Consider the following 23784-nt stretch of genomic DNA (forward strand, 5'->3'; position numbering starts at 1 on the left):
TTGATGCCGTTGTCGCTGAAGTATTTGATGGCTTTGATGCCGTCTTTGATCATGGGCACTTTGACTACGATATTAGGGTGAAGGGCCGCCAGGACCTTGCCTTCTTCGATAATGCCCTGGAAGTCTGTGGCAAGCACTTCTGCAGAGATGTCGCCATCCACCAGTTCACAGATGGTTATATAATGCTGTAAGATGGCCTGCTCCCCTTTGATGCCTTCTTTGGCCATCAGCGAAGGATTGGTGGTTACGCCATCTAAGATGCCTAAGGCATTGGCTTCTTCTATCTGGGAGAGATTCGCCGTGTCAATGAAAAACTTCATGTAATTGGTTGTTTTTAGTTATCGATTTTATATATTATTTATCAAGAAACTATTTTCGTCTACTTATAAAGTATATTAATTAAGCGGCTGTATTTTAGAACCGCAAAGAAATAAAATTCAAAGGAAATAGGGTGTATTTATTAATAAGATTGGAAATTCCCGGCATGCTTGATGTAGTTAAACAATTCACTTTGTTAAGCATGAAGCACCCTTGTTGCAACATTATTGATGCAGTTTCCGGCAAAACAATCTTATAATTTTTCAGTAACATTCAATCCCAGCAATTAGTTGATTTTAGAACCTTTCGGTATAAAGGCACACGGCTCATCTATAAAAATTAATCACAAGCATTTGATTCTCAATAAAGTAAAGTTTATCCTTTATATGTACTATCATTACGAACGCTAATTTAAATGTATTTTTTACAATTATAAAAAATATGTAGAAAATTTTATAATTCGACAGTAATTCCAGATTACGATTTTTATTGGAATTTAACCTGTGAGGCAGAGATCTCAAGTAATGAATTCAATTTATGAAAATCAAGTGAGCATTACAGATAGTACCAGGATGTCGGGCAAAGTCACCTTGAGTTAACCCTAATTAATTGTTTTCTTAAGTATATACAACCGATTACATATTTTTTAATTATATTCCATCTATAATTTGTATACCCTACCAGTAAACAGTTTATACTTAATTTGTAAAGTTGTGGGAGCAGTATAATATGAGTACAGAAAAAGAGGTAACTATTTATGACATAGCTCGTAAGCTCAACATTTCAAGTGCCACGGTAAGCAGGGCATTAAATGATGATCCAGTTGTTAGTAAAAAGACCAAACAAAAAATTTTTGACCTTGCTGAACAAATGGGTTACCGTACGAACCTGTTCGCGCGCAACCTTCGAAATAATCGTACCAATACAATTGGCGTAATTATCCCACGTATCAATAGCTTCTTTATGTCCAGTGTCATTTCAGGCATGGAAAAAGTAGCTAATCAAAGTGGATATAATCTTATCATCAGCCAATCATCCGAGTCTGTAGAAAAAGAGATTAAAAATGTCAAAACTTTATACAATAGCCGTGTTGATGGGCTTCTAGTTTCTTTGGCATACGATACTATTGATACTTCTCACTTTGATGTATTTTTTAAAATGCGTCTTCCTCTTATTTTTTTTGACAGAGTAGTTGAACATGAACATGCGACTAATATTATAATTGATAATAGGAAAAAAGCATATGAGGCCACGCAACATTTAATTGACCAGGGTTGCAGGCGGATCTTACATGTAACTGCAATTCCCAGACAAACTGTTTATGTTGAAAGGTTAGCAGGATATAAACAAGCTTTAGCTGATCATAACATTAAGTTTAAAGAAGATTATGTTATCATTAATGATCTGAGCCATAGGGCAGGCATTGAAACGGCAGCTATTATTCAAGCAATGAACACCATGCCTGATGCTGTTTTTGTATCAAATGACGATTGCGCTATCGGTTGTATGATCGCCTTGAAAAAAGCAGGCATCCGCATACCAGATGATATTGCATTTGTTGGGTTCAACAACGACCCTATCAGTACAATTGTTGAACCCAACTTAACGACCATTGATTATCCGGGCTACGAAATGGGGGTTGTGGCTGCAAATAATCTTATTAATCACTTACACTTAAATGGTGTTGCTCCCATCCATACCACCAACACCATTATTATTCGATCGGAGCTCATTATCCGTGCCTCATCTCTAAAAAGGAAATAAGTAACATAACAAATTTTGAGATAGTCAATCTTTCAGACTCCTAGAAATTCCCAACTCCAACCCTCTTAGCTCTGCCAATCCCCTCAACCTTCCAATAGCTGAATATCCCGGGTAAGTGGTCTTCTTCAGGTCATCCAGCATTTGGTGCCCATGATCAGGACGCATGGGAATAGAAAACCCTCTCCTACGCATTACCAAAACGACCTCTTTCACCACTTCGTACATATCTACATCTCCTGCCAGATGGTCTGCTTCGAAAAAATTACCTTCACTATCTCTCTTCGTACTGCGCAGGTGAATGAAATGAATGGAATCGCCCAGTCTTCTCACCATCCCTGGCAGGTCATTGTCAGGCCTCACGCCATATGATCCCGTACAATAACAAAGTCCGTTGGCTGGTGAAGGCGCCGCATCCAGCAATTCTTTGGCATCTTGTTCCGTACTCACAATTCTTGGCAGACCAAGTATGGGATATGGAGGATCGTCCGGATGAATGGCCATCTTTAATCCTACTTCTGCTGCCACCGGAACCACCTCACGCAAAAAGTGAAACAGGTGTTGTTTCAACTTTGCTGCATCGATACCCTCATAGGTCTTTAAAGCCGTCAGGATCTGCTCTTCCGTAAATCTTTCTTCGCTACCCGGCAGCCCAAGCAATGTATTACGGTACAACGTTTCTTTCTCCTCCAAGCTCATGGCTTCCAGCCTAGCCTTCGCCTTTGCTATTTCTTCAGCGGTATAATCTTGTTCTGCCCCCGGCCTCTTCAGCAAGAACAGGTCAAAAGCAATGAAAGCAGCCTTCTCGAAATACAAAGCCTTGCTCTTGTCCGGCATTTCGTAAGAAATATCCGTACGCATCCAGTCCAGTATTGGCATGAAGTTATAGGTAACCACTTGAAGTCCACAAGCAGCCACATTCCTCAGACTTTGCTTGTAGTTTTCAATATATCGCTGATAGTCACCGGTTTGCTTTTTAATATCCTCATGAACAGGCAAACTTTCAATCACCGTCCATGTCATCCCAGCTTCTTCCACCAAAGCTTTTCTTTTATTGATCTCTTCTATTGTCCATACATCGCCCACAGGTATGTGGTGCAATGCAGTAACCACACCGGTACATCCTGCTTGTCTGATATCCCACAGGCTTACCGGGTCATTGGGGCCATACCAGCGCATGGTTTGTTCCATTAACATAGTCTTGTTGTTTATATTAAGATAAAGGTATCTATTGAATGCTCATAAGCTGAGGCTTTTTACGTTTTTTAGTTTTTCTCACTACCTGATTAACTTTTTATTACCCGCTAATAAATTACTAAACAATAAAAGCGCACTTGTCATTTTCTGTTGGGCCTTAGGATTTAAAGATTGAGTGCTCAAATGTGCATAAAGCAATGGCAATTAACCCTTATCATCATTTAAGTTCCTCATAAAGGTTATATCTTGGTCAATACTAATGAAAAATAATAAAAAGGAAGGATGAATAATCATCCTTCCCAAACATGACCTTGAAAAAAAGTTAGTATCTAATACCCAGGAATTTGGGGAAAGAACAACTTTCTGTTACACGATTTATTTCACATTGTGGAATTGATCTAATTATATCCGGGATTCTGATATGCTTTCTTATCCGTTTCATTCAATTGCAAAGCATCCATTTGCCCTTGCGGAATGGGACGTAGATAGAGATATGATTGAATGTTGCGTGTTATTGTTTGCGGCGTATGGTCTCCGTAGTTGCTTCCGCTAATTTGATAAGTAGAAGCGAGTGCAATCCATTTTTGCGTACGTACCAAATCGTACCAGCGATAACCTTCGCCGTAATATTCTCGCGAACGTTCTGCCAAAATATAATCTATATCTATTGATATGGGTGTAGCAGCAGTCATATCTGCACTATGGTCTTCAACTTTGGCGATATTTCCATTATTGTCCCAACGCCATTTTCCAGCACGTGCACGAATCACATTGATCAATTCTCTGGCACTTTTACCAGCTTGCGTAGTTGCACCTTTCGCAGCCGCTTCGGCTGCGATGAAGTAAAGCTCCGAGAATTTGGCAATATTGTAAGGACGTGTACTGGCTGCATTAGGCTGTCCCAATCCGGTTCCATTATCGGTACGGTAAGTGCCAAGCTTCCAAAGCCCTGGATATACGATTCTGCTGATGCCGTTCGGCGATACCACAAAATCGGCTCTTCCGCCTAGGACACCTGCACCTATATTGCTTTTATAAGCTGAATTTGAATAATCAATAGGTGTAGCCGGTTCCTCGTTCAGGAAAGTGAGTATTGCCTCACCTGGTTTAACCTGCATATTGTTTGCATTATACAATATAGTATTAGAAACACCGCCTTTAGGCCAGTTGCCACGGTAAACCGTCACAAAAGTACCATCGTAGCGGGAATCATTGGTTTTGTCGGCGAAGGTGCTTTTAATAACTGCTATAGTGGGACACATACGGGTCCATGGACGTCCCAGATGTTGTTCAGCTTCACGTTGTACAGAACTTACACCCGCCCATGATGTATTGGAAGTACTACTTCTAATATTTGTATAGTTCCACTGCATCATCCAGCCGGCAAAATTTTCCGGAGCTCCGCCATTGCTATATGTAAGGCTGGATGCGTTATAAAGCTCACTTGTCTCCGTGTGGTCGGCAAACAAAAGCAATTCTTTGTTACGGTCGTTTGTCCCCACATTAACGTCATAGAATGTTGGCTGTAAGGTGAAAGGACCTGGATTACTAATGGCTGTTGTTGCCACATCGTATGCCTGCTGAAAATACCACTGAGCATCATGTCCGTCAGGATCAATACGGGCAGTTTCCGGATAAGTAGGAATATTATTTGGATTTTGCAGCCACCAGGCATAAGTCAGGTAAGCTTTTGCCAAATAAAGACGGGCAACTGTTTTAGTTACAGCACCGGTAACACGAGGGTTGTCCGGCAAATCGTTTACTGCAGTCTTCAGATCCGGAAATATAGCTTTAGTGTAGACCTCTGGTAATGTATTACGCACAGAAACTCTTACGGGCGCGGTATTAAACTTCAATACACCAGCCCCTAAATCCAATGGCACACCGCCGAAGGTCTGCACCAGCTGGAAATAATCGAAAGCGCGGAAGAATCTGGCTTCGGCAATCAACGCATTGGAAATAGTTCCTACAGCCGTAGCATTTTCAATGATACCGCTCGCGGTGTTGATGTTAGGGAACGCAGCTCCCCACAATACATCAGCACGGCTGTTAGTGGGCGTAATATTCCCCTGACCAGAAATGTCCATGACCTTAAAGTTTTCATCTGCACTCTGGGCGTACGTAACTTCATCAGTACCAGTTTCGCAGGTGTTATAATAGTAGGCCTGTCCGTATATATACCTTAAGTGGGCGTACAACGAGGTTAGACCTCCATTAACACCATTTTCGGTTTTAAAAAAACCAGGCTCATAAATACTGCGAGGCTGTTCTTCCAAAATTTTAGAACACCCAGCTAAGAATACCATCAGCATTACAATTGCCGATCCTTTAAGTGTCTTTATATATTTACTTTTCATATTATAATGATTTTAGAATGTCAAATTAAGACCAACTACGTAGTTGCGAGTTGAAGGTGAGTTAGTACCTATTGTCAAGATACGACTCTGGTAAGCAGTTGTAACTGCAGCATTTTCATTACCAAGCGAGTTGGTTTCCGGATCCATACCAGATTCTTTATGGTAAGGAGAGATAAGCACAAATGGGTTTTGCACGGTGAAGTACATCCGCATTTTAACATTCTGATTTTTTATCAGACTTTGGTTGAAGTCATACCCAAGTGAGATGGTGCGGATCTTCAGGTATGATGCATCAAAGTAACCCAAGGTACTTCCATACTTTGGATTGTCACCGCTTGCTAAGCCACCAGGCTTTGGATACTTGGCATCTGTGTTCTCCGGAGTCCAATAGTCCACTTTAACATTGCCCCTGCGTCCGCTCATCATATTGAGGTAACCAGAAGATCCGTAAAGGGTGCTGACAAGAATACCACCGCTTTTAAACGCAGCTACAGTACTGAGATCAAATCCTTTATAAGCTACGCGGGTGTTGAAGCCCCCCAGAAAATCAGGATCTACATCCATAACTTGACGGTCGCTGGGTCCTATCGCCCTTGTTGGCTTACCATTGGCATCATAGTCGCCTGTATATTTCACTTTGATCATTCCCACATTTCCACCTGGTTCCAGGACATCACGATACTGATCTTTCTCTTGCCACAATCCTACTTTCTCATAATCATAAATTGCATTAATGTTGTGACCAACAAACCACGCATTGCCTTCATCCCGAGTCTGTCCTGAGGCAAGCGCGACCAGCTTGTTGCGGTTGGTATAAAGATTGACACCGGCGTCCCATGTCCAGCCATTATGGTTGTCCAATATAGTCCCGTTGAGACTGAATTCCCAACCTTTATTTTGGGTTTCGCCAATATTTGCAGTATAGCTAGTCACGCCAGAAGTAGATGGCAGGCTAACTCCCAGAAGAATATCCTTGGTATTTGTCACATAGTATTCTACGGTACCGGACAAGCGATTGTTCAGAACAGCGAAATCCAAACCATAGTTACCAGTAACAGAGTACTCCCATCCTAAATTATCGTTAGGTAATTGAGATACATAATATCCAACGGCATAATTATTAGGGCCAAAGTTGTAAGGTCTGGTGCTCAATCTTCCAAGGGTAGCGTAAGGGGAAATAGCCTGGTTTGAAGTTTGTCCAAAACCTGCACGCAGTTTCAATTTATTGATCACACTGATCCCCTTCATAAATGATTCATTCCCGATATTCCATCCGGCCGACACAGCAGGATAAGTATGCCACTTATGTCCCTCTGCCAACCTGGAAGAGCCATCAGAGCGCAATGTAGCCGAAAGCATATAGCGATTGTCGTATGAGTACATCACACGTCCCATCCATGACATTAAGCCCCACAACTGGTAGTCCTGGTTGTTGGGATCAACAGTAATTTCGCCGGTAGCCTGGCCAAGATTGTAGAATTGGAAAGCATCGGAGGGAATATCCTTTGCCGACATAGAAGACCTGTTGTATTTGTTTTGCTCGGCGGAATACAGGGCAACAACATTCACAGTATGTTTTTGTGCAAAAGTTCGGTCATAGGACAATAGGTTTTCAAGTGTCCAATGATAAGTCTGAGAATTGCTGATACCTGCAGTAGAAGGGGTTGTAGCTGTGGTGCTGTTTATTCCCTTACCTGTATAGTTACCATTATTATTCTGGATGAAATCCAGGCCAAGGTTAGTACGATATTTCAAGCCATCAATCCATGGTATTTTCACTTCTCCATAAATAGCATTGTATGTTGCATATCCTCTAGTTTCGTTTAACCATTGGTCCTGCAAATCTTCTATCCTACTTCTTGTGGATACCCACTGTTCATCTAAAGGCATTTTCACAGTTCTTTTCAATGTGCCATCCGTGTTATAAGGATTAGCAATTGGAGACATACTCAACACACCATACAACCCTACCTGATTGCCTTCACTTATATTATAGTTGTTGTTTGTAGTAAAACCAAAGCGGAAAAATTTACCTACCTGCTGATCTATAGAACCACGTAATGAATAACGTTTGTATTGCTGGGTAGGAATTACACCTTGATTCTGATAGTAACCCATTCCGAAGTTGTAGTTGCCTTGTTGGGTACCACCGGAAAGACCTAAGTCGTGACTTGTTACTGCACCGGTCCTATAAAACATGTCTTGCCAATCAGTATTTATACTATCGGCTTCATCAACCCCGTTTGTGTACTGACCGGCGGCTTTACGGAGCGCAATAAACTCCTGGGCGTTCATCATGGGGTATTTGGCAAAAACAGTTTGCGCGCCATGATAAGCATTGTAAGATATTCTTGGTTTTTGACCTCTTTGTCCCTTATTTGTTGTTACTAATATTACACCGTTAGCACCGCGTGAACCATAAATCGCAGTTGCCGAAGCATCTTTAAGAATCTCAATGCTTTTGATGTCGTTTGGGTTGAGATCCGCTATAGAGCCGGGAAATGGAATCCCATCAAGCACCACCAACGGGTCATTGCTGGCAGTCAGTGACCGTGTTCCACGAATACGAATCTGCATTGACGCACCCGGTTTAGTTGAAGTCTGCGTCATATCAACACCAGCTAAACGTCCTTGCAAGGCTTGTGCAATATTAGGTGCTGGTACATCACGCATCACATCTCCGCCAATTGAAGCAACCGAACCAGTAACGGCTTCTTTCCGCTGTGTACCATAACCAACAACAACCACTTGTTCCAACTCCTTGTTTTCGGCAGTTAGAATAACATTAATTGACGTTCGATTATTAATTTTTACTTCTTGCGAGCTGAACCCCACAGAAGAAATCACCAAAGTAGCGTTGCCAGGAGCCGCAATTTCAAATTGGCCATTGGCATCACTAGTCACACCTTTGGAAGTTCCTTTTACAGAAACAGAAGCCGTAGGTACAGCTTCGCCCTTATTAGAAGTAATTACGCCCCTTACTGTAATATTATTTTGAGCATGAAGGGGCAGGCTCAAAAATGAAATAGATAATAATAAAAAAGCAATCGTGATCAAATTCCCAGGCAAGCGTCCCAGAAAAACTGACCCATGCAGATAACGGCTTGTAACCGATTCTTTCATAAGTGATGGTTTTAAAAGTTTAGACTATAGTTATTAAATGCAGGAATGACAAAAGAATATTGAGAATCTGGAAGGAATAACCGAAATAAAAAAGCAGTCAGTGACTTTTTTTAGGAGCAGTTCCTTATTAAACATAAACAATCGTTTTTAGATGAATGGAGGCAAGTTTTTTTTGCTTTGGCAGTACTAAGATCGTAAGATTTTTTAAAAATGCAACCGATTGCATAATTTTTTTTAAAAAATATTCTACATTAGCATACCAATCAAAGGCAAATGATTGTCAATCGATGGAAAAAGAAGTAACCATATATGACCTTGCGCACAAGCTGGAGATCTCTCCCGCTACCGTGAGCCGCGCCTTACAAGACCACCCGGCCATCAGTAAGAAAACAAAGAAGAAGATATTTGAATTGGCCGAAGAAATGGGCTACCGTACTAACAACTTTGCCCGGAACCTTCGGAATAAGAATACAAATACAATAGGTGTCATTGTTCCCAGGCTGGACAGTTATTTTATGTCCACTGTCATTGCAGGTATTGAAAACACTGCGGGTAATCTTGGCTATCAAATCATTATCAGCCAATCATCAGAACAGGTGAAAAAGGAAGCTTCAAGTGCCAATACACTTTTTAATAGCCGTGTAGATGGGCTATTAGTTTCCCTGGCATATGATACGGAAGACCTTAGTCACTTTGATATTTTTCTTAAGAAAAAGGTACCTATCATATTTTTTGACCGGGTAACAGATTATGACGGCTGTATGAATATTCTTATTGACAACCGCAAAGCGGCCAATGAAGCAACCCGGCATTTGATACAACAAGGATGTCGAAGGCTTGTACATCTTACAGCCATCCCTAAAAGGAACGTTTATATTGATAGGCTGGAAGGATTTAAGCAAGCATTGGAAGAAGCAGGACTTCCTTATAGCGAAGACCAGGTAATAATAGATAACTTAAGCCAGGAAGCTGGCGTGAGAGCCGCAGAAATTATCAGCAAAATGAAGCCGCTTCCTGACGGGGTGTTTGTTTCCAACGATAATTGTGCAACCGTTTGCATGATTACACTCAAAAAAATGGGGATTCGGATACCTGAAGACATTGCTTTCGTCGGTTTTAATAATGACCCTGTATGTAAGGTTGCTGAGCCTAACCTGACAACCATCAATTATCCCGGTTATGAAATGGGACAGGTAGCTGCCCGTAGCCTGATCAGTCATTTAAGTGGTGCAGTAAATATTCATGCCACCACGGCTATTACGTTAAGAGCAGATCTTATTGTCCGTGCATCTTCAATGCGTATCAAATCAAGCTGATCCATATTGAATTTAAAAATCACTGACAATAATAAATTGATCATAAACAACCTTTATTTTTTTCTGCCATTATGAAAAAAGCTGTTCTACTTTTTTATTGCCTTTTTCTTTCATTTGTTGTTTTTGCAGAAGACGGCTACCAGCTTTGGCTCCGCTATTATTTAATAGATAATAAAAATCTTCTAGAGCAATATAGAGCTGCCATTACAGGGATTCAAATCAACGGCAATACACCAGGTTTGGAAGCAGCAAAAGAAGAAATCATAACTGGACTGAGCGGTCTTCTAGGCAAGAAAATTCCCCTTCAAAAAGAATTTACTACTGGAACTCTTTTAATAGGGACACCAGCTTCTTCAAACCAAATCAAATCATTGTCACTGCCACAGTTACAAAAAACTGGTGATGAAGGTTTTTCCATTACTACTTTAAAACGCAACGGCAAGAATATCATTGCAATAGCAGCCAATACCGATGCGGGTGTATTGTATGGTGTTTTCCATTTTTTAAGACTGCTACAAACACACCAGGGCATCCAAAATTTATCTATAGTTTCTGTTCCCAAGGTACGGAACAGAATACTTAACCATTGGGACAACCTAGACAGAACTGTAGAGCGCGGTTATGCAGGATTCTCCATTTGGGATTGGCACAAACTCCCAGATTACATTGATCCTAGGTATAAAGATTATGCAAGAGCTAACGCTTCTATTGGAATCAATGGAACAGTCCTGACCAATGTCAATGCCAATGCTTTAGTATTGACACCTCAGTATTTGGAAAAAGTAGCCGCGTTAGCGAGCATCTTCCGTCCTTATGGCATAAAAGTTTATTTAACTGCACGCTTTAGTGCACCTGTTGAAATAGGGGGATTGAAAACTGCAGACCCTTTAGATCACCAAGTGCAGCAATGGTGGAAGGATAAAGCAAAAGAGATCTATCAATATATTCCTGATTTTGGAGGTTTCCTGGTAAAAGCAAATTCTGAAGGCCAGCCTGGTCCTCAAAACTATGGCCGTAACCATGCTGAAGGAGCCAATATGCTGGCTGATGCCCTGGCTCCGTATAAAGGAATCGTTATGTGGCGAGCGTTTGTCTACAGCGGTGAAACTCCGGAGGACCGCTTCAAGCAGGCCTATTCTGAATTTAAACCCCTGGATGGCAAGTTCAGGCCCAACGTGATGGTTCAAGTGAAAAACGGGCCAATCGATTTCCAGCCGCGTGAACCCTTCCACCCACTGTTTGGAGCCATGCCACAGACACCGCTGATGATGGAATTCCAGTTGACTCAGGAGTACCTGGGTCAAGGGACAAACCTGGTCTATGAAGCACCTATGTTCAAAGAAGTTTTGGATGCAGATACCTACGCTAAAGGCAAAGGGTCAACTGTAGCCAATGTAATAGATGGCAGGCTGGATGGGCATACATTAACAGGCATGGCCGCTGTTTCTAACATTGGTACTGACCGCAACTGGACCGGTCACTTATTTGGACAGGCAAACTGGTATGCGCTGGGAAGGCTGGCGTGGGATCATACGTTGACTTCAGAGAAAATTGCAGATGAATGGGTGCGCCAAACTTTTAGCAATAATACAACCCTGTTGAATTCCATCAAGAGTATAATGCTCTCTTCACATGAAGCGATGGTGAACTATATGACGCCTTTAGGGTTGCATCACATCATGGGGTATAGCCATCACTATGGTCCTGCTCCCTGGTGGGACAAAGCTCCCCGCGCTGACTGGAATCCTGTTTACTTTCACAAAGCTGACTCATTAGGCATTGGTTTTGACAGAACATCCAAGGGAAGTAATGCTTTGGCCCAATATACTCCTGAAGTCCGGAAAAGGTTTGAGGATATTTCAACCTGCCCCGAAGAATACTTGTTGTGGTTTCATCACGTCAGCTGGAAATATAAAATGAAATCAGGCAGAACACTTTGGGAAGAGATGTGCTATAAATACAATGAAGGCGTAAAAGCTGTAAGGGCGATGCAGGCGCAATGGGCCGGGATGGAAAAAGCTATTGATAAAGAACGTTTTGAGCATGTAAAAATGTTGTTGAACATTCAGGAGAAGGAAGCTGTATGGTGGCGCGACGCATGTTTATTGTATTTCCAGACTTTTTCCAAGATGCCCATCCCCGCTCAGTATGAACAACCTGCTCATACTTTGGAATATTATGAAAGCTTAAAGTTCCCAAATGCACCGGGGATATAAAATCATCTGATAGTTCAAACATTCATTTATAAAAAACACATAATGAATTCATTACAAAATAAAGTTGCCATAGTTACCGGAGGGGGTTCAGGCATTGGATTGGCTATTGCTGAAAAATTTGTTGAGCATGGTGCCCGTACCATCATTGTAGGCAGGGACATGCAAAAGCTTAATTCTGCAAAGGAGAAACTGGGAGCACTATGTGAACCTATCAGCTGCAACTTGAACGATCTTGAATCTATTCCTCAATTGGTAGAAGATATCTCTAGTCGATATGGGCATATTGATGTACTGGTAAACAATGCTGGTATCAATATGAAAAAGGAGTTCACAGATGTAACTAATGAAGAGTTCCAGAAGGTCTTACTTACTAATGTTACTGCCGTGTTTGCGATTTCGAAAGAAGTTGTGAAAAACATGCTTCAGAATAATGGCGGTTCCATCATCAACATCAGTTCCATGGCTTCTCAGTATGGTATTCCTAAAGTAATTGCCTATACGGCTTCAAAATCCGCCATAGAAGGCATGACAAAAGCAATGGCAGTTGAATTGTCCCCTAAAGGCATCCGTGTCAATTGCATTGCACCTGGTTTTATAGCAACTGAAATGTCAGCAAAAGCATTAAATAATGATCCTGAAAGAAAGCATAAAGCTCTTTCCAGAACGCCAATGGGAGTATTAGGCCTTCCTTCCGATATAGGTGACTCAGCTGTTTTTCTAGCGTCTGACGCTTCTAAATACATCACTGGTGTCGTACTGCCTGTTGATGGCGGAAATTCAATCGGGTTTTAATGACCATTTGAAGATTCCAAACTTCATTATGCAATCCTTTTGTAATAAGTACAATGATGCAAAAATTTAATCTCACGGTTCTTGCCATATTTTTTTCTGCATTACAACTCTATGCACAAGAGATTGTAACCAATATCAAACAGTCTGGTACTTTTCCGGTTGTAACTGCAACTGTAGCTACTCCTATTTATACTGATGGCAAGGATCATGAATTAGTAATAAAAGCAGCGGCCCTCCTCCAAAATGATATAGAAGCGGTGACTGGCAAAAAGCCAATTATTCGAACTTCATTTCCTATTTCCAATACTCAAGTTATCATCATAGGCTCCCTGGATCATTCATCTCTCATTCAGCAATTGATCAAAGAAAAAAAACTGAATGTAGAAAAGTTACAAAACAAATGGGAAGCATACCAGATACAGGTCGTTAACAAACCATTTAAGGGAGTTGAACAAGCATTGGTAATTGCCGGGAGTGACAGAAGAGGCACTGCATATGGTGTATTTGAACTTTCCCGCCAAATGGGTGTGTCGCCCTGGTACTGGTGGGCAGATGTACCGGTAAAGAAACAGACACAGATCTTCATAAAAAATGGAATATTCACAGATGCACCTAAAGTAAAGTACAGAGGTATCTTTATCAATGATGAAGCCCCAGCTTTATCCAATTGGAGCAAAGAGCAATTTGGAGGTTTTAACCACAAATTTTATGAAAAGGTATTTGAACTCATCCTCCGCCTCAAAGGCAATTACCTTTGGCCTGCCATGTGGGGGAGCGCCTTTTATGATGATGATTCCCTCAACATCAAGATGGCTGATGCCTACGGCATTGTTATCGGCACATCTCACCATGAGCCACTTATGCGTGCACATGATGAGTGGAGAAGATATGGCCAGGGCAAATGGAATTACGACAGCAATGAAGTGCGTCTAAAGGAATTTTGGCGTAGCGGGATGCAGCGTGCAACCAATGAAAAAATTGTCTCTATAGGTATGCGGGGTGATGGCGATGAGCCTATGAGCAGGGAAACGGCTACTGCATTATTAGAAAGAATTGTAAAAGACCAGCGCCAGATCATTGAAGAAGTAACCGGAAAGCCTGCATCTCAGACACCACAACTCTGGGCCTTATACAAGGAAGTACAGGACTACTATGATAAAGGCATGCGGGTGCCTGATGATGTGACACTGCTTTTGTGTGATGACAATTGGGGTAATATCCGTAAACTTCCAAAACTGAATGAAAAGCCTCGTAGTGGCGGCTATGGTATCTATTACCATTTTGATTATGTAGGCGGTCCTAGAAACTACAAATGGATCAATACAAATAACATTGCCCGGGTGTGGGAGCAAATGCACCTAGCCTATGAGTATGATGCCCGCCAGATATGGATTGTGAATGTAGGAGACATCAAACCTATGGAGTTTCCCATTTCTTTCTTTCTTGATTATGCCTGGAACCCGGAAAAGTGGAATACCGACAATCTTAGAAGCTATTATACCTCCTGGGCGCAAAAGCAATTTGGTGCCCAACAGTCAAAAGAGATTGGCGATATGTTACGTCTCTACTCCCAGTACAGTGCCCGAAGAAAGCCGGAACTGCTGGATGCCCGTACCTACAATTTAGAGGAATGGCAAAGAGTGGTTGGTGAATGGAACCAGTTGTTGCAAAGAGCTGAAAAAGTCAATGCAATGTTACCCTACAGCTACAGGGATGCTTTCTTTCAGTTGGTGCTGCATCCAGTAAAAGCAATCACTAATCTGCACCAGATGTACCATGCAGTGGCCTTGAATCACTTTTATGAAGAAAAGAACAATGCTTTAGCCAACGGCTATGCAGATAAAGCTAAAAAGCTTTATGAACAGGATTCGCTCATCACCCTTCACTACCACAGTATCGCTGCAGGTAAATGGAACCACATGATGAGCCAGACCCATATTGGTTATACTTACTGGCAGCAACCACCGTTCAACAAAATGCCAGAAGTAAAATATGTGTCCTCTACTGCTGCCGTGCAGGAAACTGTGAAAACAGAGCCAGTAAGAAAAACTGCAGAACACCTTTTACCCGCTACAGCCAAAGGCTATCTCTTTTTTGAAAAAGACGGCTATGTTTCCATCGAAGCAGCACATTATACAAGGGCTATCAGTACAGGTGGTATACAATGGAAAGTGATTCCAGATATTGGCAGGACCGGATCTGGCATTACTCCTTTTCCTGTAACTGCTACCAAACAGCAATTGCAGATTCAAACACCACATACAGAATATGACTTTTATGTGTATGATAGCAGTAAAGGGGTACTGAATGCCTACTTCTCTCCTACTTTAAACTTCACAGGAGAAGGTTTACAGTATGCAATATCCATAGATAACGAAGAGCCACAGGTTATTACACTGAACAAAGAAGAAAACAATGCAAGTATATGGAACAGCTGGGTTGCCAATAACATCATCATCAAAAAAACCGAGCACAAGATTCTGAAGCCCGGGAAACATACACTTAGGTACTATATGGTGGATCCAGGAATAGTACTGCAAAAACTGGTTATCGATTTAGGTGGATTAAAAACATCTTATCTCGGACCTCAGGAAACCATTTATCAAACTAAAAAAACAATTACCCCATGATAAAAGCTAGCTCATTCTTCCAAGCTGTTGCTTTCTCTACTTTTTTCATTACAGGCTGCTCTAATATGAAGAAAGTGGGAAGTTCAACACAAATACCGTCACTACAGGAAACTTATAAAAGTGATTTTGTTATTGGCACTGCACTCAATGCATCGCAAATAGAAGAGAAGGAGCCCAATGCGGCCCGGCTCGTGCCCCAGCAGTTTGGGGCCATTACTCCAGAAAATATAATGAAAGCAGAAGTGATCCACCCAGAGTGGAACCGCTACAATTTTGACCTGGCAGATAAACTGGTAGCCTATGGTCAAAAGCACCACTTACCGATCAATGCTCATACCCTGATCTGGCACAGCCAACTGCCCCCATTTATGCGCAGCATGAAAGATGCAGATTCTGTGCGTAAATTCTTTACAGATCATATTACCACAATTGCCTCCAGGTATGATGGGAAAGTCTACTCATGGGATGTGGTGAATGAAGCCCTGGAGGAAGATGGTAGCCTACGTAAATCTATTTTCCTGGAAAAACTGGGTGAAGACTACATTATAGACGCCTTTCGCCTGGCTCAAAAGGCAGCACCGAATACCAAACTTTACTATAATGATTATAATATTGAACAACCCCAAAAAAGAGCCGGTGCCATTGCCCTGATCAAAAAGCTCAAGGCAGCCGGCGTGCGCATTGATGGTGTAGGCATTCAAGGACACTGGAGGGCTTACAATGTACCACTTCGGGACATTGAACAAAGCATCCAAGAGTTTTCTGCCCTGGGTGTTGAGGTGATGTTTACGGAGCTGGATTTAGGTGTTTTGCCTAACCCGTGGGATGGCAACAGCGCAGATGTAAACCAAAAGGCAGCCTACAATGCAGGGATGAATCCATATGCAGCTGGCCTTCCTGACTCGATGCAGGCAAAACTTACAAAAGGCTATGAAGATCTCTTCCGCCTGTTTGTCAAATACAGTGATCAAATCAGCCGTGTAACCTTCTGGGGTGTGAACGATGGTCAGTCCTGGCTCAACGACTGGCCCATTCAAGGGAGGACTAATTACCCTTTGCTATTCGACAGGCAGTTCAAACCCAAGCCAGCTTTTTATAAGGTCATTGAAGTGAAGACCAAGAGCATAGCAGAACAACCTAATTCTTCAGAAAAACGCTCCCAAAATAAACCGGCATAATACACCGGGATTAACACACTAGTAAATCCAAATTAAAATGAGTACAAGTGCACAAGATATCTCTCAAACTATTAACGCTCCGAAAGAGCAAGAGCGTTCACAGAAATTATCCGTACTGGAGAAAGTAGGCTATAGCTTAGGTGACCTGGCCGCCAACCTGATCTTCCAAACCTTGATGGCCTTCCTGGCCTTCTTTTATACCGACATCTATAAAATTCCTCCTGCCAAAGCAAGCCTGGTGATGCTGGTAGGTGGTGTTGTGGGTGCCTGCTTCAATTTGGTGATGGGAGCCATTGCAGATCGCACCAACACGCGTTGGGGCAAGTTCCGTCCCTGGGTGTTGTGGACTGCCATTCCATTTGGCGTGATTTCTTTGTTAGCTTTTTCAACGCCCAATTTCTCAGAAGGCGGCAAAGTGGCTTATGCCTTCATCACTTACTTTTTGTTGGTGATTGTATACTCTGCCAACAACCTGCCCTATTCAGCCTTAAGTGGTGTTCTCACCGGAGATATGAAGGAGCGCAACTCACTTTCTTCCTACCGCTTTGTAGCCGTGATGGTGGCCCAGTTCATCATCCAGGTGCTGCTGCTGCCTCTTGCGCTTTCCTTAGGCCATGGAGACAAAGCCAAAGGCTTTGAACAGGTGATGCTGGTATTTTCCCTCACCGGGGTGGTGTGCTTTCTGATTACTTTTTTGACCACCCGCGAAAGGATCACCCCACCACGGGAGCAAAAGACACCGGTCAGCCAAGATTTAAAAGACCTAGTGCGTAACAAACCCTGGCTGATCATGCTGGCCCTTACGGTGATGGTGTTCATTACCCTGTCCATCAAGGGGGGCATGAACATCTTTTACTACAAGTATTACCTCACAGAAGCAAGCCAGACCCAATTTTTGGATCGAGTGGGTTTTAATAGCATCATAGCCGGATTAAGTAAAGTGTTCAATCCAGCAGCCTTTGAAGAGTTTTCCAAGCCGGGCAGTGCACCTTATGCAGCCTCCTCCTTTACCAGTGCATTTTCTACCATTGCCATGATTTTGGGCATTTTTCTGTCCAAGCCTTTGGCGGACCGCTTTGGTAAAAGAAACATCTATGGCGTGTTCCTGACCCTTTCAGCCCTTTGTCTTTTAGTTATTTATTTCTATAGCAATACGGCAGTGATGGCAGTGTTCCTCACACAGACCCTGCATGGCTTTATTTACGGGGTCACCATTCCGCTTTTGTGGGCTATGATTGCCGATGTGGCGGATTACAGTGAGTGGAAGAACAACCGCAGGGCCACCGCCATCATCTTTTCTGCCATGATCTTCGGACTGAAAATAGGGCTCAGTGTAGGGGGAGCACTATCCACCTGGCTATTGAGCATCTTTGGTTACCAGGCAGATACAGCCGTGCAGACCGCCAGTGCCACCAATGGCATCAAGCTATTGGTGAGCACCATCCCAGGACTGATCTTTATTGCAGGTGCAATATTGCTGTTCTGGTACTCCATTGATAAGCAAACAGAACTGCAGCTTGAAAGGGAGCTGAAGCAAAGAAGAAAATAATAAAATAGAAACCTACAAGGTTGATTGCCTCACATCCATTAAATAACTTTTTCAATTATGCCAGAAGAAAACATTGCCCACATTGACTTTGATGAACTCAATAGAAAAGCCATTTCTCGACCCTTAGTTTCCCATATCTATACTGCCGATCCCTCAGCCCACGTATTTGAGGGCCGTATCTATATCTATCCATCCCATGACATTGAAGCCGGCATTCCCTTTGATGACCTGGGCAGTCATTTTGCCATGGAAGATTACCATGTACTTTCCATGGAGCACCCTGCAGGTGAAGCCACCGACCATGGTATCGCCCTACATGTTCGGGATGTGCCCTGGGCCCAACGCCAAATGTGGGCACCGGATGCCGCAAGTAAAGATGGGAAGTACTACTTATATTTTCCGGCCAAACGTGCGGATGACTTTTTCCAGATTGGGGTAGCCGTGAGCGACTCACCGACGGGCCCCTTTAAAGCAGAAGCAGAAGCCATAAAGGGCAGCTACTCCATTGACCCGGCGGTATTCCAGGATGAGGATGGTCAATACTACCTGTATTTTGGAGGCCTTTGGGGCGGACAGCTGCAGTGGTACCGGGGTAATGAATACAATGAAAATTATGCAGAACCGAATGGACATGAAGTAGCGTTGGGCCCAAGGGTTGCCAAGCTGAGTGCGGACATGCTGCAGTTTGCCGAGCCTGTCAGAGAAATTGAGATCCTGGATGAGGCAGGCAATCCTTTGCTTGCAGGCGATAACGAGCGGCGTTTTTTTGAAGCCTCCTGGATGCACAAGTACAATGGCAAGTATTACTTTTCTTATTCCACAGGTGATACGCACAATATCTGTTATGCCATTGGAGATTCTCCTTATGGCCCCTTTACCTACAAGGGAGTGGTACTCAACCCTGTGGTTGGCTGGACCAACCATCACTCCATAACAGAGTTTGAGGGCAAGTGGTTCCTGTTTTACCATGACTCGAGTTTATCCAAAGGAGTTACCCACCTGAGGAGTGTGAAAGTCACAGAGCTAAAATATAATGAGGACGGCACTATCCAAACCATCACTCCTTACCTGTAAAAAACGATCCTCTATGCGTATCAGAACGGTTGTGCTCTCTGGCCTATTGTTCCATGCAATGATATCAACAGCGCAGGTAAAACTGCCACAGTTGGTCCGGGATAGCATGGTGTTGCAAAGGGAAAGCAAGGTAAAAATTTGGGGCTGGGCCTCTAAGGGTGAAAAGGTGACCATTCGTTTCAACGGCAAGCAATTCAGAACAACTACAGGGTCTGATGGCAAGTGGTCCATTCTTTTGCCACCCATGAAAGCGGGTGGCCCTTACCAAATGGACATATCTTCGTCTAACCACCTTACCCTCAAAGACATCCTGATTGGTGATGTATGGCTCTGTGCCGGTCAGTCGAACATGGTGCACCAAATGGAATTGCATAAGGAAAGGTATGCAGCCGATATTGCCAGTGCCAACTATCCTCAAATCAGGCATTTTTGGATTCCTACCCTTACGGACCTGCAAGGCCCCAAAGAGGATTTGCCAACTGGCTTTTGGAAGTGGGCAAATCCTGAAGATGTAAGACAGTTTTCTGCAGTTGCCTACTTTTTTGCCAGAAGCATTTATGAAAAATATAAGGTACCTATTGGCCTGATCAATACCAGTGTAGGAGGCACTCCTATTGAAGCATGGACCAGTGAAGAAGGGCTCAAGGAATTCCCTGAAGTAGTGCAGACCATCCAAAAGAACAAGGATACAGCCTATACCAATAGTATGGCAAGGGCAGTTGCAGCATACAATTACACCAGCAGTAAAAGAAAAGAGGCAGATAAAGGATTGACCGGACCTAAACCCTGGTTTGATGCATCTTATGTTCCGAAAGATTGGCGCAGGATCAATATCCCCGGCTACTGGGAAGACCAGGGCATCAAAGACCTCAATGGAGTGGTATGGTATAGAAGAGAGATAGAGGTGCCACCATCAATGACAGGTGTACCAGCCAAAGTCTGCCTTGGCAGAATTGTAGATGCCGACTATTTGTACGTAAATGGAAAGCTGGTAGGCAATACCACCTACCAGTACCCACAAAGAAGGTATCTGTTGCCTGCCGGTGTGCTCAAGCCTGGCAAGAATATATTTACGATCCGGGTGATCAATCAGTCAGGTAAAGGGGGCTTTGTTCCGGACAAGCCTTACTGCCTGGTAGCGGGCCGGGATACACTTGACCTGAAGGGATATTGGGAGTACAAGGTAGGAGATGTATTCATTCCACAAAATAATGTGGTTACGGGTTTGTCCGTTCAGAACCAACCGACAGCCTTGTTCAATGCCATGGTCGCACCCGTGGTAGGTTATAACATTAAAGGAATGCTGTGGTACCAGGGAGAAAGCAACGCAGGTAAACCAGAAGAATATGCGAAGTTGCTACCTGCCCTGATTAGAGATTGGCGGCAAAAGTGGAATCAGGGTGATTTACCATTTTTGTATGTTCAACTGCCCAATTTCATGGAGGTAGCTTACTCGCCTACTGAAAGCAATTGGGCCTTGATGCGGGAAGCACAACTTAAAGCCTTATCTGTGCCCAATACTGCCATGGCAGTGGCTATTGACCTGGGAGAGTGGAATGATATCCACCCGGATAATAAAAAAGATGTGGGCTTACGATTAGCATTATCTGCACAAAAACTTGCTTACGGAGGGAAAGATATTGTTGCTTCAGGTCCACTCTACCAATCCTCAAAAGTGGAAGAAGGTAAAATTGTGATCACATTCAATAACGCGGGCAGTGGTTTGATCTCCAATGACGGAGAAGAACTGAGTGAATTTGCCATTGCAGGCACTGACGGGAAGTTTGTCTGGGCTAAGGCAAAGATAGAAGGATATAAAGTGATCGTATGGAATGAAAGCATACCTGATCCTAAGTATGTCCGTTATGCCTGGGCAGACAATCCTGATCATCCCAATCTTTACAATAAGGAAGGATTACCCGCCTCTCCTTTTAGAACTGATGTTACAGACAAGTATACTGCTATCAGTAAATAATGATAATTCATGATCTTTTCATTTTAAAATGCATGTAATGAATAGATTCCTATCACTGTTCATTGTAGTTATTATTTCATATTCCAAATCTCATGCACAATTCAATCAGCCCTGGCAGGGTAAAAAGTGTGCAGTTGTACTTACCTATGATGATGCGTTGAATGTTCACCTGGATAATGCTATTCCACTTTTGGACTCATTGGGATTAAAAGCAACATTCTATTTGTCGGGCTATTTTCCTGGTTGCAGAGAGCGTTTAGCGGACTGGAAAAAAGCAGCAGCTAAAGGATATGAATTGGCTAATCACACTTTGTTTCACCCTTGTATTGGTAATATACCCGGAAGGGAATGGGTAAAACCAGATTATGATATGAGCCGCTATACAGTACAACGCATGGTAGATGAGATCAGGATGAACAATGTGTTGCTGGAAGCATTGGATGGAAAAAAGAAAAGAACATTTGCTTATACCTGCGGTGATATGAAAGTAGGAGACTCTTCATTCATACAATATGTAAAAAATGATTTCCTTGCTGCAAGAGCAGTACGTTCTCAAATGCACCGAATTGATCAAATAGATCTGTACAATGTTGATTGTTATGCTGTTAATGGAGAAACAGGAGCGCAAATGATTGAATGGGTAAAAAAGGCTATGGAAACAAATTCATTGTTAGTCTTTCTCTTTCATGGTGTAGGCGGTGAACATTCTCTAAATGTAAGCTTGCCCGCACACAGGCAACTCCTGAACTTTTTAAAGCAAAATGAAAAAGATGTATGGATTGCTCCAATGATTGAAGTTGCTGAGCATATCAAAAGTTGGAAATATAATGACAGCCTGAAAACAGCTATTCAAAAGGCCACACAAGAAGATTACAACAGGATGCTGGGCAAGTTGAACATTCAATCAACCAGACCGGGACCATCGGGGAATCCTCAGGCTCCTAATGCATCTAATACCGATGAATCGAAAGCTTCACCATACACCTCATTGCCAGATCCTTTAGTGCTCAATAATGGAATAAAAGTAACCACAGCTAAAATGTGGTGGCAAAAACGTCGCCCGGAGATCGTTGAACTATTTGATAAAGAATTTTATGGACGTGTGCCGGCACATACGCCGAAAGTGAGCTGGAAAGTTATTTCCTCAAAAGATACTACTATTGGCAGTATTGCAGCTGTAACTAAAAACTTATTGGGTCATGTTGATAACAGCAGTTATCCTGAAATAAATGTAGATATACAACTTACTTTAACCACACCGAAACAAATCAATCAACCCATACCAGTAATTATGGAGTTTGGATTTGTTTTCCCTCCAGGTTTCAGGATGCCCCCCAATCCACCGGGAACTGCTGTAGCTAAAAGCTGGCAGGAACAGGTGTTGCAAAAAGGCTGGGGCGCAGCTGTCATTGTACCAACAAGCTACCAGGCAGATAATGGCGCCGGTCTTACACAGGGAATTATTGGCCTGGTCAATAAAGGCAAACCGCGCAAACCCGATGATTGGGGTGCTTTACGTGCATGGGCGTGGGGAGCCAGCAGGGCTATAGATTATTTTGAAACAGATCCATCGTTAGATGCCAAAAGAATTGTCATTGAAGGACTTTCCAGGTATGGTAAAGCCGCAATCGTAACAATGGCATATGAACCACGGATCGCCATAGGTTTCATTGGCTCATCAGGTGCCGGTGGAACAAAGATCTTAAGGCGTGTTTTTGGTGAGCAGGTGGAGAATTTGGCTTCTTCTGCGGAATATCACTGGTTTGCAGGAAATTTTATCAAGTATGCAGGACCGTTAACACCTAATGACTTACCTGTAGATGCACATGAACTAGTGGCTTTGTGTGCGCCACGTCCAGTGTTCATCAGTTCAGGTTCTCCCACTGTGGAAGGCCAATGGGTTGATGCAAAAGGTATGTTCCTGGGCGGTGTTCATGCCAGTCCAGTTTACCAGCTGTTAGGGCAAAAAGGACTAGGCACTACAGAATTTCCACCATTGGAAACAGCACTCACAGATGGAGAAATTGCATTTCGCCAGCATGCCGGGGGTCACACTACCGGACCTAACTGGCCAACATTTCTGGAGTTTGCCAGCAGGTATTTTAACAGCAGTCAGACAAAATCAAAAAACTTCTATGAGCGGGAATGGTTCAAGAAGTTAAAGTTGAATCAATATGAGTGGGTAGCACAATTGGACTGTATGCCACATCATTGGGTAAGAAAAGCAATGCGATAGCTTACTTTGATTGGTTTGAATATACTGGAAATGACGAAGTGTACCGGAAGTGAGGTTAAAAT

The 23784-nt window shown here is 42.9% G+C and carries 15 protein-coding genes; 11 read left to right on the forward strand and 4 right to left on the reverse strand.

The window, feature by feature from the left end; translation table 11 throughout:
* A partial coding sequence (locus OCK74_RS13500; protein WP_279297575.1) for a transaldolase family protein occupies positions 1-320 on the reverse strand: 320 nt, incomplete at its 3' end.
* A gap of 727 nt (positions 321-1047) precedes the next feature.
* Here OCK74_RS13500 and OCK74_RS13505 point away from each other — a divergent pair.
* A complete protein-coding gene (locus tag OCK74_RS13505) occupies positions 1048-2082 on the forward strand; it encodes a LacI family DNA-binding transcriptional regulator (RefSeq protein ID WP_279297576.1) in 1035 nt (344 codons plus the stop codon).
* 24 nt (positions 2083-2106) lie between these two features.
* On the opposite strand, the gene uxuA is transcribed toward OCK74_RS13505, so the two are convergent.
* The 3 genes from uxuA to OCK74_RS13520 all read right to left on the reverse strand — a co-directional run bounded on the left by uxuA (position 2107) and on the right by OCK74_RS13520 (position 8756).
* On the reverse strand, positions 2107-3276 hold the full coding sequence (gene uxuA / locus OCK74_RS13510) for a mannonate dehydratase (protein WP_341483195.1): 1170 nt from the start codon (positions 3274-3276) through the stop codon (positions 2107-2109).
* A gap of 398 nt (positions 3277-3674) precedes the next feature.
* Complete coding sequence (locus OCK74_RS13515; protein ID WP_279297577.1) at positions 3675-5633, reverse strand: RagB/SusD family nutrient uptake outer membrane protein; 1959 nt, start codon at positions 5631-5633, stop codon at positions 3675-3677.
* Positions 5634-5645: 12 nt separating this feature from the next.
* Complete coding sequence (locus OCK74_RS13520; RefSeq protein WP_279297578.1) at positions 5646-8756, reverse strand: SusC/RagA family TonB-linked outer membrane protein; 3111 nt, start codon at positions 8754-8756, stop codon at positions 5646-5648.
* A gap of 287 nt (positions 8757-9043) precedes the next feature.
* On the opposite strand from OCK74_RS13520, the gene OCK74_RS13525 reads away from it, so the two are divergent.
* From OCK74_RS13525 to OCK74_RS27975, 10 genes are all read left to right on the forward strand, one after another.
* Positions 9044-10072 carry a LacI family DNA-binding transcriptional regulator gene (locus tag OCK74_RS13525; protein ID WP_279297579.1) on the forward strand — a complete coding sequence of 343 codons (1029 nt, stop codon included), beginning with the start codon at positions 9044-9046 and terminating at the stop codon, positions 10070-10072.
* 71 nt (positions 10073-10143) lie between these two features.
* Positions 10144-12288: an alpha-glucuronidase family glycosyl hydrolase gene (locus tag OCK74_RS13530; protein WP_279297580.1), complete on the forward strand. Its 2145-nt coding sequence runs from the start codon at positions 10144-10146 to the stop codon at positions 12286-12288.
* Positions 12289-12330: 42 nt separating this feature from the next.
* Complete coding sequence (locus OCK74_RS13535; protein ID WP_279297581.1) at positions 12331-13080, forward strand: SDR family NAD(P)-dependent oxidoreductase; 750 nt, start codon at positions 12331-12333, stop codon at positions 13078-13080.
* Between the two features lie 53 nt (positions 13081-13133).
* Positions 13134-15710: a glycosyl hydrolase 115 family protein gene (locus OCK74_RS13540; RefSeq protein WP_279297582.1), complete on the forward strand. Its 2577-nt coding sequence runs from the start codon at positions 13134-13136 to the stop codon at positions 15708-15710.
* Positions 15707-16888, forward strand: coding sequence for an endo-1,4-beta-xylanase (locus OCK74_RS13545; protein WP_279297583.1), 1182 nt, complete (start codon positions 15707-15709; stop codon positions 16886-16888). The genes OCK74_RS13540 and OCK74_RS13545 overlap by 4 nt, the downstream gene beginning before the upstream one ends.
* A 37-nt stretch (positions 16889-16925) precedes the next feature.
* The gene (locus tag OCK74_RS13550; RefSeq protein WP_279297584.1) at positions 16926-18437 is read left to right on the forward strand and encodes an MFS transporter; all 1512 of its coding nucleotides are present in this window, start codon (positions 16926-16928) and stop codon (positions 18435-18437) included.
* Between the two features lie 57 nt (positions 18438-18494).
* Positions 18495-19511, forward strand: coding sequence for a glycoside hydrolase family 43 protein (locus tag OCK74_RS13555; RefSeq protein ID WP_279297585.1), 1017 nt, complete (start codon positions 18495-18497; stop codon positions 19509-19511).
* Between the two features lie 13 nt (positions 19512-19524).
* A complete protein-coding gene (locus OCK74_RS13560; protein WP_279297586.1) occupies positions 19525-21486 on the forward strand; it encodes a sialate O-acetylesterase in 1962 nt (653 codons plus the stop codon).
* A 37-nt stretch (positions 21487-21523) separates the two neighbouring features.
* Complete coding sequence (locus OCK74_RS13565) at positions 21524-23722, forward strand: polysaccharide deacetylase family protein (RefSeq protein WP_279297587.1); 2199 nt, start codon at positions 21524-21526, stop codon at positions 23720-23722.
* Complete coding sequence (locus OCK74_RS27975) at positions 23698-23775, forward strand: hypothetical protein (protein ID WP_423803162.1); 78 nt, start codon at positions 23698-23700, stop codon at positions 23773-23775. The genes OCK74_RS13565 and OCK74_RS27975 overlap by 25 nt, the downstream gene beginning before the upstream one ends.
* Positions 23776-23784: the final 9 nt, after the last annotated feature.

Origin of the sequence: Paraflavisolibacter caeni, from assembly GCF_025628885.1 — a bacterium.
Classification (GTDB): domain Bacteria; phylum Bacteroidota; class Bacteroidia; order Chitinophagales; family Chitinophagaceae; genus Flavisolibacter; species Flavisolibacter caeni.

Coding starts and splice junctions, on each gene's coding strand:
- OCK74_RS13540 (WP_279297582.1), top strand. CDS start 13,134: ATGATGCAAAAATTTAATCTCACGGTTCTTGCCATATTTTTTTCTGCA.
- OCK74_RS13555 (WP_279297585.1), top strand. CDS start 18,495: ATGCCAGAAGAAAACATTGCCCACATTGACTTTGATGAACTCAATAGA.
- OCK74_RS13550 (WP_279297584.1), top strand. CDS start 16,926: ATGAGTACAAGTGCACAAGATATCTCTCAAACTATTAACGCTCCGAAA.
- OCK74_RS13505 (WP_279297576.1), top strand. CDS start 1,048: ATGAGTACAGAAAAAGAGGTAACTATTTATGACATAGCTCGTAAGCTC.
- OCK74_RS13560 (WP_279297586.1), top strand. CDS start 19,525: ATGCGTATCAGAACGGTTGTGCTCTCTGGCCTATTGTTCCATGCAATG.
- OCK74_RS13535 (WP_279297581.1), top strand. CDS start 12,331: ATGAATTCATTACAAAATAAAGTTGCCATAGTTACCGGAGGGGGTTCA.
- OCK74_RS13525 (WP_279297579.1), top strand. CDS start 9,044: ATGGAAAAAGAAGTAACCATATATGACCTTGCGCACAAGCTGGAGATC.
- OCK74_RS13530 (WP_279297580.1), top strand. CDS start 10,144: ATGAAAAAAGCTGTTCTACTTTTTTATTGCCTTTTTCTTTCATTTGTT.
- OCK74_RS13565 (WP_279297587.1), top strand. CDS start 21,524: ATGAATAGATTCCTATCACTGTTCATTGTAGTTATTATTTCATATTCC.
- OCK74_RS13520 (WP_279297578.1), bottom strand. CDS start 8,756: ATGAAAGAATCGGTTACAAGCCGTTATCTGCATGGGTCAGTTTTTCTG.
- OCK74_RS13545 (WP_279297583.1), top strand. CDS start 15,707: ATGATAAAAGCTAGCTCATTCTTCCAAGCTGTTGCTTTCTCTACTTTT.
- OCK74_RS13515 (WP_279297577.1), bottom strand. CDS start 5,633: ATGAAAAGTAAATATATAAAGACACTTAAAGGATCGGCAATTGTAATG.
- uxuA (WP_341483195.1), bottom strand. CDS start 3,276: ATGTTAATGGAACAAACCATGCGCTGGTATGGCCCCAATGACCCGGTA.